General features: G+C 72.6%; 11 protein-coding genes and 2 pseudogenes. 7 read left to right on the top strand and 6 right to left on the bottom strand.

The annotated features are described in order from the left end of the window. Positions 1-385 (bottom strand): annotated as a pseudogene (locus tag ACZ6A9_RS18685) (hypothetical protein); the annotation flags it as partial. A gap of 240 nt (positions 386-625) precedes the next feature. Between ACZ6A9_RS18685 and ACZ6A9_RS18680 the strand changes: the two are divergent. The 4 genes and pseudogenes from ACZ6A9_RS18680 to ACZ6A9_RS18665 all read left to right on the top strand — a co-directional run bounded on the left by ACZ6A9_RS18680 (position 626) and on the right by ACZ6A9_RS18665 (position 3,591). Beyond that, positions 626-1,789, top strand: a complete 1,164-nt coding sequence (locus ACZ6A9_RS18680) for an MFS transporter (protein ID WP_468986617.1) — start codon at positions 626-628, stop codon at positions 1,787-1,789. 156 nt (positions 1,790-1,945) lie between these two features. Next, on the top strand, positions 1,946-2,824 hold the full coding sequence (locus ACZ6A9_RS18675) for an SDR family oxidoreductase (RefSeq protein WP_468986612.1): 879 nt from the start codon (positions 1,946-1,948) through the stop codon (positions 2,822-2,824). A gap of 36 nt (positions 2,825-2,860) precedes the next feature. Next, positions 2,861-3,130 (top strand): annotated as a pseudogene (locus ACZ6A9_RS18670) (maleylpyruvate isomerase N-terminal domain-containing protein); the annotation flags it as partial. A gap of 2 nt (positions 3,131-3,132) precedes the next feature. Beyond that, positions 3,133-3,591 (top strand): maleylpyruvate isomerase family mycothiol-dependent enzyme, encoded by a 459-nt coding sequence (locus ACZ6A9_RS18665; protein WP_468987218.1) that lies wholly within the window; start codon positions 3,133-3,135, stop codon positions 3,589-3,591. Positions 3,592-3,611: 20 nt separating this feature from the next. Here ACZ6A9_RS18665 and ACZ6A9_RS18660 read toward each other — a convergent pair whose 3' ends face one another. Continuing rightward, positions 3,612-4,004, bottom strand: a complete 393-nt coding sequence (locus ACZ6A9_RS18660; protein ID WP_468986607.1) for a MarR family winged helix-turn-helix transcriptional regulator — start codon at positions 4,002-4,004, stop codon at positions 3,612-3,614. 80 nt (positions 4,005-4,084) lie between these two features. Between ACZ6A9_RS18660 and ACZ6A9_RS18655 the strand changes: the two genes are divergently transcribed. Then, positions 4,085-4,357 carry a DUF6332 family protein gene (locus ACZ6A9_RS18655; protein ID WP_468986605.1) on the top strand — a complete coding sequence of 91 codons (273 nt, stop codon included), beginning with the start codon at positions 4,085-4,087 and terminating at the stop codon, positions 4,355-4,357. 165 nt (positions 4,358-4,522) lie between these two features. On the opposite strand, the gene ACZ6A9_RS18650 is transcribed toward ACZ6A9_RS18655, so the two are convergent. Continuing rightward, positions 4,523-5,212: a TetR/AcrR family transcriptional regulator gene (locus tag ACZ6A9_RS18650; protein ID WP_468986602.1), complete on the bottom strand. Its 690-nt coding sequence runs from the start codon at positions 5,210-5,212 to the stop codon at positions 4,523-4,525. 153 nt (positions 5,213-5,365) lie between these two features. On the opposite strand from ACZ6A9_RS18650, the gene ACZ6A9_RS18645 reads away from it, so the two are divergent. Further along, positions 5,366-5,821: a nitroreductase family deazaflavin-dependent oxidoreductase gene (locus tag ACZ6A9_RS18645; protein ID WP_468986600.1), complete on the top strand. Its 456-nt coding sequence runs from the start codon at positions 5,366-5,368 to the stop codon at positions 5,819-5,821. On the opposite strand, the gene ACZ6A9_RS18640 is transcribed toward ACZ6A9_RS18645, so the two are convergent. Next, entirely contained in the window at positions 5,811-7,043 is a 1,233-nt protein-coding gene (locus ACZ6A9_RS18640) for a geranylgeranyl reductase family protein (RefSeq protein ID WP_468986596.1), read from the bottom strand. The two genes, ACZ6A9_RS18645 and ACZ6A9_RS18640, sit on opposite strands and share 11 nt — an antisense overlap. A gap of 194 nt (positions 7,044-7,237) precedes the next feature. Between ACZ6A9_RS18640 and ACZ6A9_RS18635 the strand changes: the two genes are divergently transcribed. Then, positions 7,238-8,599, top strand: a complete 1,362-nt coding sequence (locus ACZ6A9_RS18635; protein WP_468986594.1) for a M20/M25/M40 family metallo-hydrolase — start codon at positions 7,238-7,240, stop codon at positions 8,597-8,599. Positions 8,600-8,761: 162 nt separating this feature from the next. Here the strand turns inward: ACZ6A9_RS18635 and ACZ6A9_RS18630 are convergent, their stop codons facing one another. Both ACZ6A9_RS18630 and ACZ6A9_RS18625 read right to left on the bottom strand, forming a co-directional pair. Continuing rightward, positions 8,762-9,802, bottom strand: a complete 1,041-nt coding sequence (locus ACZ6A9_RS18630; RefSeq protein WP_468986591.1) for an NUDIX hydrolase — start codon at positions 9,800-9,802, stop codon at positions 8,762-8,764. A 142-nt stretch (positions 9,803-9,944) separates the two neighbouring features. Beyond that, entirely contained in the window at positions 9,945-10,139 is a 195-nt protein-coding gene (locus ACZ6A9_RS18625) for a hypothetical protein (RefSeq protein WP_468986586.1), read from the bottom strand. Between the last annotated feature and the right edge of the window lie 43 nt (positions 10,140-10,182).

The raw sequence follows: 10,182 nt of genomic DNA, 5'->3' as shown, positions 1-10,182 counted from the left end.
TGGCGGTGCCCCAGTCGTCCTCGCCCACGGCCGCCAGCGCTCCGCCGCCGGTCTTCATGCCGCCGTACGGCTTCTCGTGCTTGCTCTCCTTGTCGTGCTTGCTCTCCTTGTCGTACTCGCCTTCCTTGGCGGTGCCCCAGTCGTCCTCGCCCACGGCCGCCAGCGCTCCGCCGCCGGTCTTCATGCCGCCGTACGGCTTCTCGTGCTTGCTCTCCTTGTCGTACGTGCTCTCCTTGTCGTGCTTGCCCTCCTTGTCGTGCTCCTTGCTGTAGGAAGAGGTGTCGTGGCCTTCGCCACCGCTTTGGTCTGCGTAGGCCGCGGGCGCGGCGAGGGCGAGGGCCGCCGTGGCCGTCGCGGCGGCAAGCACCATGCGGGCAGAGCGCATCGTTCAGTCCTTCCGCGGGAGTTCGGGCAGCTGACTCCTCGTCAGCACGGATGTCCCGACCTCCGGCATGATCCACGCTGGGTCATGCCGCGCGGTCCCACCATCCGGGACGTTCACACGGGTTAACGCCCCCGCCCGACGGCACCTCCGGGGCACCCGTTCGGGGCCCTTGCCGCGGACCCGGCCGCCCCCTAGCCTGACTTTGTGCCGCTCATAAACAAAACCCGTTCGCACAGTGTGGTGCCGGGTACCGACCTCGTCCGACTCCGTCTCGCCCTGACCGCCTTCTTCGCCCTCGACGGCTTCGTCTTCGCCGGCTGGGTCGTGCGCATCCCCGCCATCAAGGAACAGACCGGCGCCTCCTCGAGCGCGCTGGGCCTCGCACTGCTGGGCCTGTCCGCCGGCGCCGTCGTCACCATGACGCTCACCGGCCGGCTGTGCCGCCGGTACGGCAGTCACCTCGTCACCGTCGTCTGCGCGGTCCTGCTCTGCCTCAGCGTCGCACTGCCCCCACTGACTCATTCCGCGGCCGCGCTCGGCGCCGTGCTCCTGCTCTTCGGCGCGGCCTACGGCGGGATCAACGTCTCCTTCAACAGTGCCGCCGTCGATCTGGTGGCCGCGCTGCGGCGCCCCGTCATGCCCAGCTTCCACGCCGCGTTCAGTCTGGGCGGCATGATCGGCGCAGGGCTGGGCGCGCTGGTCGCCGGCTCCCTGTCGCCGACCCGGCACCTGTGGGGACTCGCCGCCGTCGGGCTGCTGGTGACGGCGGTCGCGGGGCGCGCGCTGATGCGGTGCGAGCCGCTCACCCCGGCGGACTCCGGACGGTCCGCACGGCGGACCCCGCGCCGGCTGGACCGGCGCACCCGGGCGCTGGTGACCGTCTTCGGTCTCATCGCCCTGTGCACGGCGTACGGCGAGGGGGCGCTGGCCGACTGGGGGGCGCTGCACCTCGAGGAGGACCTGAGCGCCTCACCGGGCGCGGCGGCCGTCGGGTACACCCTCTTCGCGCTCGCCATGACGATCGGGCGGCTCACCGGTACGACGCTGCTGGAGCGGCTGGGCCGGACCCGTACGATCCTGGCGGGCGGCTCCACCGCGGCGGCCGGCATGCTGCTCGGCGCACTCGCGCCGTCCCTGCCGGTGGCCCTGTTCGGCTACGCGGTCACCGGTCTGGGCCTCGCCAACCTCTTCCCGGTGGCCATCGAACGGGCGGGCGCGCTGGCGGGCCCCGGCGGGGTGGCGACCGCCTCCACCCTCGGCTACGGCGGGATGCTGCTCGGTCCGCCCGCGATCGGCTTCATGGCGGACTGGTTCAGCCTGCCGGCGGCGCTGACCAGCGTGGCGGTGCTGGCCGCCGTGGCGACCCTGATCGGGTTCGCGACCCGCACGGTGCAGGCGGACTGACTCCCCGGGTTCCCGGCCGCTCCAGGCGGCCGTGCGGGTGGTGTGCCCGGCTGCCGGATCGGACGGCCGGTGCCGGGGTACCCGGGCAGCGGCGTCCGCCGTCCTCGACGGCGGACGCCGACAGCGCGACCGACCTCGACGCTCTTGGGAGAGACCGTGACCGAGCAGCAGAACCCCGTGGAGCAGCACCCGACGCCCGACTTCCCGTCCCAGGACCAGCCGCACCCCGGCTGGACCGGCCCGATGGATCCGCCGCCGGACCACGGTGAGGACACCTACCGGGGCAGCGGCCGGCTCACGGGCCGCAAGGCCCTGATCACCGGCGGGGACTCGGGCATCGGGCGGGCGGTCGCCCTCGCCTTCGCCCGTGAGGGCGCCGACGTGGCCTTCACCCACCTGGACAGCGAGAAGGACGACGCCGCCGAGACCGCGCGCTGGGTGGAGGAGGCCGGCCGGCGCGCCGTGCCCGTCGCGTGCGACGTGCGGGACGAGGAGAACTGCCGGGCGCTGATCGAGCGCACGGTGTCGGAGTTCGGCCGGATCGACATCCTGGTGAACAACGCGGCGTACCAGATGTCGCAGCCCGACGGCATCGAGGCGATCTCCACCGAGCAGTTCGACCGCGTGCTGCGGACCAATCTGTACGGCATGTTCTGGCTGTGCAAGATGGCCCTGCCGCACATGCGGGAGGGCGGCAGCATCATCAACTCGGCCTCCGTGCAGGCCTACAAGCCGAGCCCGCACCTGCTGGACTACGCGACCACCAAGGGTGCCATCGTCACGTTCACCCAAGGGCTGGCGCAGATGCTGATCGAGCGGGGCATCCGGGTGAACGCCGTGGCGCCGGGCCCGGTGTGGACGCCGCTGATCCCGGCGACGCTGCCGGACACGAAGGAGTTCGGCAAGCAGGCGCCCATCGGCCGGCCGGCCCAGCCGTCCGAGATGGCCCCGGCGTATGTGTTCCTCGCCTCCCAGGAGGCCTCGTACATCACCGCCGAGATCGTCAACGCGACGGGCGGGACCCCGCTGCCGTAGGACCGCGGCAGGCGGGGGTGCGGCAGAATCGCGCCCATGGACACTGCCTCGTTCGTCGAAATCCTCGAGAAAGAGGGCCGGTTGCTGGCTGATGCCGCGGAGGAGGCGGGCCCGGGCGCCTCCGTTCCGACCTGCCCGGGGTGGGAGATACGGGATCTTCTCGGGCACACCGGCGTGGTGCACCGCTGGGCGGCCGCCTTCGTCGCCGACGGGCATCTCGCCCCCCGCCCGACGGGTGAGCACCCCGGGCTGGACGGCGCCGGGCTGGTGTCCTGGTACAGGGAAGGACACGCCGTCTCGTGGACACCCTGGCCGGCGCCGCGCCCGACGTGGAGTGCTTCACCTTCCTGGCCGGTTCGCCCTCCGCGCTCGCGTTCTGGGCCCGCCGCCAGGCGCACGAGACGACCGTCCACCGCTTCGACGCGGAAGCGGCCGGCGGCTTCCCGTCCCCGGTCGCCACGGACTTCGCGGTGGACGGCGTCGACGAGCTGCTGTGCGGTTTCCACTCCCGCCGCAAGAGCCGGGTGCGCACCCACGGGCCCCGTGTCCTGCGGGTGCGCGCCACCGACGCGGACGCGGTGTGGACCGTACGCCTGTCCCAGGAGCCGCCCGTGACCACGCGCGGCTCGCAGGGAGACGCGGAGTGCGAACTGTCCGGTCCGGCAGACCAGTTGTATCTGGCGTTGTGGAACCGGCGGCCGCTGCCCGCACCGTCGGGTGACGCGGGGCTCGCCGCGCTGTGGCGGGAGACGTCGGCCGTGGTGTGAACGCGGCCGGCCCGTGCCGGTCAGTCCTCGGGGAGCATCCGGGCGAGCACCGCCCGCTGCAACGGCAGGACTTCACCGTGCAGCGCCCGCCCCTTCCCCGTGAGTGACACCCGCACTCCCCGCCGGTCCTCCGCGCACATCCCGCGTTCGAGCAGACCGTCCTTCTCCAGCCGCGCGATCAGCCGGGACAGCGCGCTCTGCGTCAGATGGACGCGCTCGGAGATCTCCTGGACGCGGTAGGAGCTGCCGCCGCGCCCACCGCCCTGGGCGAGGATGTCGAGGACCTCGAAGTCGCTGCCGCACAACCCGTGCCGGTGCAGGGCCCGGTCGATCTCGCACTGGGTGCGCGCATGGAGCGCGAGCACGTCCCGCCACCGTTCCACCAGCGCCTGTTCGGCCTGTGTCGCCGCCATGGGCGCACCGTAGCAGGCGAGTTGCTTGCCCGTCCGAAGCACGCCTGGTTGACTCGGGAGGACTCGGTCAGGGGGCGAGGGTGACGGGACACGGGCGCCGGACGCAGGCCGATCGCGACGCGATCACCGTCGAGATCGGGTACGCGCTGGTGAGCGCCGCGTTCGCGGCGGCGGTCGTGCTGGGGGCCGTGGCGGGACCGGCGCTGCTCTTCGGGCTGCCGGACGTCGTGGCGACGTGGCTCCTGCGGGGCGGGGCGGTGCTCGCGACGCTCCTGTTCGGGGTCCGCACGGCGTCCGTACTGGTCGCGTTCCGGCGGCGGGGTCGGCCCGGGCACACCCGGCCCGATCCCTAGGACTGGACGGCCGCGGGCCCGGTCGTGGGCCCGCTGGTGCTCCGCTCCCGCTCGGTGAGCCGGCGGGGACGGCGGCACCGCGCGCAGGCGTTCCTCCGGCCGGGCCTCTTCGTGGGAGGCCCGGAGCTCCCGGCCGCGCCCCGGGCGGCATGACGCCCCCGCTGTTCACACCAGCCCCACCGTGCGGGCGAGTTGGCCGACCGCGTGCCGGAAGAAGGTGTCGCGGTCCTCGACCACCCGGTTGAACTGTCCGAACAGCTCGAACCCGATCAGCCCGAACAGCTGGGCCCAGACGGCCACCATCGTCGCCACCACCCCGGGCGGCAGGTCGGGGGCGAGGTCGGCGGCCATGCGCACTGCTTCGGGCTCCAGTCCGGCGGGCAGCGCGGGTACGGCGAGCCCGGGGCCGCGGTGCGCGTCGCGGAGGATGCCGATGAAGACCATCGCGCCACGGCCGGCGGGCGGGACGGTCGTGGCGGGTGCGGCGTAGCCCGGCACCGGTGTCCCGTAGATCAGCGCGTACTCGTGGGGATGCCCGAGCGCCCAGCGGCGCACCCCCTCGCACACGGCCGTCCAGCGCGCGGCCGGCCCGGCGTCGGCCGCCGCGTCGCGGGCCGCCTCGGCCGCCTCGCCGACGGAGTCGTAGGCGTCGATGATGAGAGCGGTCAGCAGGTCGTCGCGGTTGGGGAAGTAGCGGTAGAGCGCGGAGGAGGCCATGCCGAGTTCGCGGGCGACGGCGCGCAGCGAGAGTTTCGCGGCGCCTTCCGCCGCGAGCTGTCTGCGGGCCTCCTCCTTGATGGCCGCGGTGACTTCGATCCTGGCCCGGGCACGGGCTCCGTGTGCGGTGCTGCTCATGCGGACGAGTGTCCCACGTGAGTAGAGCAGTGCACACAAATGAGAGCAGTGCTCTTGCTTTGCCGTGCGGGCTTCATGCAGACTGGAGCCCGCGTTCGAGAGCAGCGCTCACAAAAGAGAGCGGCGTTCTCACTTCTGGCCTGGAGGTCACCGATGCCGTCGTCAGCGCCCTACTACCTCAAGGGCAGCCCCCTGGCCATCCGGTTCAACCGCGTCGTCGGGTGGCTGGCCCGGCACGGGGTGAGCATCGCCGGAAGCGCGGAGATGTCCGTACGCGGCCGCAAGAGCGGACGGATGCAGCGCGTCCCGGTCAACCCGCACGCCCACGGCGGAAGCCAGTACCTGGTCTCCGCGCGAGGTCACTCCCAGTGGGTGCGCAACATGCGCGTCGCGGGCGGCGGGGAACTGCGCGTGGGCCGCAAGGTCCGCACCTTCACCGCGGTGGAGCTTCCCGACGCGGAGAAGCTCCCTGTGCTGCGGACCTACCTGGAGAAGTGGGGGTGGGAGGTGAACCAGTACTTCCAGGGCGTCACCGCCCGGTCGTCCGACGAGGAGATCGCCGCGGCCGCACCCGACCACCCGGTCTTCCGCATCACCGTCAGGGACTGACCTCGTCACCCGTGGGACGCCGGTCCAGCGCCAGGAGGGCACGGTGGGCCATCGGGTGGGTACGGACCAGCTCGCCGAGCGTGGTGGAACCCTGCGTGATGTCCTTGAACGCCTTCCAGGCCGGGCGGAAGCCGGTGAGGACGGCGTGGAAGACCCCGGGACGCCGCTCGAACGCCGCCAGCATCCGCTTGCCGACGCTCATCTCCACACCGAGCCCCGCCTTGACGGCGAAGGCGTAGTTGAGCGCCTGACGGCGTGTGTCCACGGCGTCGTGGGCCTCGGCGATGCGCACCGCCCACTCCCCCGCCAGCCGGCCCGAGCGCAGCGCGAAGGAGATGCCCTCACGGGTCCACGGCTCCAGCAGTCCGGCCGCGTCCCCGCAGACCAGTACCCGGCCCCGCGACAGCGGCGAGTCCTCCGTGCGGCAGCGGGTCAAGTGACCGGAGGAGATGCTCGGTTCGAAGCCGGCGAGACCGAGCCGGCCGATGAAGTCCTCCAAGTACCGCTTCGTGGCGGCACCTTCACCGCGCCGCGAGATCACCCCGACCGTCAGCGTGTCGCCCTTGGGGAACACCCACCCGTAACTGCCGGGCATGGGGCCCCAGTCGATGAGCACCCGCCCCCTCCAGTCCTCGGCGACGGTCTCCGGCACCGGGATCTCCGCCTCCAGGCCCAGGTCGACCTGGTCCAGTTTGACCCCGACGTGCGCTCCTATCCGGCCCGCGCTGCCGTCCGCGCCGACCACGGCCCGCGCCAGCACCGTCTCGCCGCCCTGCAGGACGACGGCGACCGTGCGCCGGTCCGGTACGGCCGAGCCGTGCTGCTCCACCCGCTGCACGGCGACGCCGGTGCGCAGCTCGGCGCCCGCCTTCTGCGCGTGCTCCACGAGTTGCTGGTCGAACTCGGGCCGGTTGATCAGCCCGAACATCATCCTGCGGGACCGGCGGGTGCGGCTGAAGCGGCCGTTGTGGGAGAACGTCACCGCGTGCACCCGGTCCTTGAACGGAAGCTCGAAGCCGGGCGGCAGCGCGTCGCGCGAGGGGCCGATGATGCCGCCGCCGCACGTTTTGTAGCGTGGCAGCTCCGCCTTCTCCAGCAACAGCACGCGCCGTCCCGCGACCGCCGCCGCGTAGGCGGCCGAGGCCCCCGCGGGTCCCGCGCCCACCACGACGACGTCCCACACCTGCCGCACGTCGTCCGCCGAAGAGTTCTCGCTGCTCACGATGGTCTACTGCTCCCGATTCAGCCGCCTGCCGCTGATGTCCTCCCGCATCCTACGGCGGCGATCGTCCGTGGCCACTGTGGGAGGATCGGCGGCGTAAGTGCCCCGTACACGGGACCTTACGCGCACCGCACGATCATCTCGTACGAAGAAGTTCGCACACGTACAACGTCGCACCCACAAGGAGCGTGCCCATGTCGTCGAATCCGGTCGCCGCGACCGTCGCCTCGCTGATGCCCAGGGCGAAGGAGGAGCTCACCGAACTGGTGGCCTTCAAGTCGGTGGCGGACTTCGGTCAGTTCCCGCGCGAGGAGAGCGAGGGCGCCGCCCGCTGGATCGCCGGCGCGCTCACCGCCGAGGGCTTCGAGGACGTGGCGCTGCTGGACACCCCGGACGGCACGCAGTCGGTGTACGGCCGCCTGCCGGGACCCGAGGGCGCGAAGACGGTGCTGCTGTACGCGCACTACGACGTGCAGCCGCCGCTGGACGAGTCCGGCTGGACCACCCCGCCCTTCGAACTGACCGAGCGCGACGGCCGCTGGTACGGACGCGGGACCGCCGACTGCAAGGGCGGTTTCCTCATGCACCTGCTGGCGCTGCGCGCGTTGAAGGCGAACGGCGGCGTCCCCGTGCACGTCAAGGTGATCGTCGAGGGCTCCGAGGAGCAGGGCACCGGCGGCCTGGAGCGGTACGCGGAGGAGCACCCCGGCCTGCTGACGGCCGACACCATCGTGATCGGCGACGCGGGCAACTTCCGTGCGGGTCTGCCGACGGTCACCTCCACGCTCCGCGGCATGACCCTGGTCCGGGTGCGGATCGACACCCTCGAGGGCAATCTGCACTCCGGCCAGTTCGGCGGGGCCGCGCCGGACGCGCTGGCCGCACTCGTGCGCGTACTGGACTCGCTGCGCGCCGAGGACGGCACCACCACGGTGGACGGGCTGGCCGGCGACAGCGCGTGGGACGGACTCCAGTACGGCGACGAGCAGTTCCGCGAGGACGCCAAGGTGCTCGACGGTGTGGAGCTGATCGGATCGGGCACGGTCGCCGACCGCATCTGGGCGCGCCCCGCGGTCACCGTGCTCGGCATCGACTGCCCGCCGGTGGTCGGCGCCACGCCGTCCGTGCAGGCGAGCGCCCGCGCGCTGGTCAGCCTGCGGGTGCCGCCGGGCGTCGACGCGGCCGAGGCGACCGGGCTGCTCCGGGCGCACCTGGAGTCGCACACGCCGTGGGGCGCGCGGGTGAGCACCGAGCAGATCGGTCAGGGGCAGGCGTTCCGCGCGGACACCACCAGCCCCGCCTACCGGGCGATGGCCGACGCGATGGCGGTGGCGTACCCGGGACAGGAGATGAGTTACGCCGGCCAGGGCGGCTCGATCCCGCTGTGCAACACCCTGGCCTCGCTCTACCCGAAGGCGGAGATCCTGCTCATCGGTCTGAGCGAGCCGGAGGCGCAGATCCACGCGGTGAACGAGAGTGTGTCCCCCGACGAGTTGGAGCGGCTGTCGGTCGCGGAGGCGCTGTTCCTGCGCAACCTCGCGTCGGGCGCGTACTGACGGCAGGCGACGCACCGCCGTGGTGCGGGGCGCGGTACGCGTCCCGCCACCGGTGTTCGAGGCACGGGGACAGCCCGGACACCTGTCGTCATGACCGGGGCGGCCCGACGTCCGGCACGGACGACGGAGCCGCGCACCGGGCCCGGGCGGCCTGGCCCGGCGTCAGCCGACCGGTACGCCGGCCTCCAGGTACATCGCCCTGCCCCGTTCCCGCGCCCGCAGTGCCCTGCGCAGCCGCTCGTAGCGGACCGGCGGCAGCAGTTCGGCGGCCTCGGCCTCGGAGGCGAAGCGCCAGCCGCGCAGTTCCGGTCCGGGCAGCAGCAACCGCCCGGCGTCCGCGGAGTCGAGGCGTCCGCCGTCGAAGAGCAGCCGCAGACCGCCGAACGCGGGCGGCGCGGGCGGCTCCCAGTCGACGACGAGGAGCGCCGGTACGTCGTCGAGGTATATCCCGGTCTCCTCGGCGACCTCGCGCATGCCGGCGCGGGCGGGGGCCTCACCCCGTTCGACGACTCCGCCCGGAAACTCCCAGCCCGCCTTGTAGGTGGGGTCGACGAGCAGCACCCGGTCCTGCTCGTCGAAGAGCAGCACCCCCGCCGCGACCGTCTCGGCGGTGGGCTCGGGCGTCTGCACGATGTCGCAGGCCGGCGCCTCACCGCTGCCGACCGCCTCGGCGATGCGCAGGGCGGTGTCGTAGGGGCTGAGCGCTCCGCTGTCGACCGGGTAGGCGTCGGCGGTGAGCCAGGCGGCGAGGGCCGCCTTGTACGGCTCGATGTGATCGTATGCCCACTGGCGGACCCGTATCTCGCCGTCGGGAAGGTCCGCGGGAATCCCGCGGGCGGCTATGCGCTGCCGCAGGATCGTTTCGGCCGGAGCGAGGAGGACATGACTGACCGGTATCCGGCGGGCGGCGAGCCCTCCGAAGATCTCGTCCCGGTACTCCTGGCGAAGCAGGGTCATGGGGACCACGAGGGTGCCGCCCAGCTCGGCGAGCATCGCGGCCGCGGTGTCGATCACCAGTCGCCGCCAGACCGGGAGGTCCTGGAAGTCGCCGACCTCGGCGAGGCGTTTGGGCGGGAGCAGCTTCTCCAGTGCTCCGCCGATGACCTCGGGGTCGAAGAGCGTGCTGTTCGGGATCAGCTCGATCAGTTCACGCGCGGTGGTGGTCTTCCCCGCACCGAACGCGCCGTTGATCCAGACGATCACGTTTCCCCCTCTTCCGTTGGCCCCCTGTGGCTTGCCCGCTCCACCCTGCCACGGAAACCGGCTCCGCTTAAGAACGCAAGACAGCGGCACCGGTGCCCCTTCCGTCAGGGGCACCGGTGCCGCGCGGCTCCGTAAGGGTCCCTCAGGCCCCGTCCTCCCGGTCGACGTCCAGCTCCAGCGTGTTGTTCTCGCCGACGGTCCGGTCGAGGGTACTGAGCGTGTCCCCGACGTCGAGGCCGCCGAGGGCGGTGTCACCGAGGGCGTGGGAGGGGGTGACCGCCGCGACGACGAAGCCCGTGGCGAGGGAGGCGATGGCGAGCATGCTGCGCTTCTTCATACCCGGCTCAACTGCGGACACCGCCCCCGGGTCACGCCCGTCC

The sequence above is a fragment of the Streptomyces sp. NPDC041124 genome, assembly GCF_055592385.1.
Note: the sequence above shows the minus strand (reverse complement) of the source record. Positions and strands in the feature narration are given on the sequence as shown.